The sequence below is a fragment of the Bacillus sp. LR--39 genome (assembly GCF_053613335.1).
The window spans coordinates 1-512 of the sequence record NZ_JBSIOT010001643.1 but is presented as its reverse complement, the minus strand read 5'-3'; the positions used below and the strand labels follow the sequence as shown (position 1 = coordinate 512).

At 47.1% G+C, this 512-nt stretch carries 1 protein-coding gene; it reads right to left on the bottom strand.

The window, feature by feature from the left end; genetic code table 11:
- Nucleotides 1-512, bottom strand: a 512-nt coding sequence (locus tag ACWHAR_RS32270) for a metallophosphoesterase (protein ID WP_452089076.1), incomplete at both ends; no start/stop codon positions are given.

Genomic DNA, 512 nt, shown 5'->3' with positions numbered 1-512 from the left:
AGCCTGTATCAATGTTGATGGTGCGATTGACCTTCCGAGGCTCTTTCACAGGTGTATGACCGTATACCACCCAAGCCTTTCCGTTATAGGCTGCCGCCCAATCACGTCTGACGGGTCTGCCGTCCGGATATGTTTCACCCGTCACGTCACCGTAAAGGACAAAGTCCTTCACTCTGCGGGTATATTTGCCGATATCGTCAGCTCTTATGCCAGCATGGGCGACAACTAATTCTCCATTATGTAAGATGTCGTAAAGCGGCGCTGTTTCGTACAGCTTCATAAACTGTTCGCTGACTGCTTTTCTCTCATCTTTGGAAAGTTCCTCAAGCTCTGCTGCTGTTGTTTCGAGACCATGCATCACTTTTACCGGATTTCCTTTTAAGTAACGATATAATTTATTGCAATGGTTTCCTGGGACATAACGTACAGCGCCTTTTTCGTAAGCGCCGGCTACAAATCGGATGACCTCTATCGATTTAGGCCCTCTGTCAGTTAAATCTCCGGCAAAAACA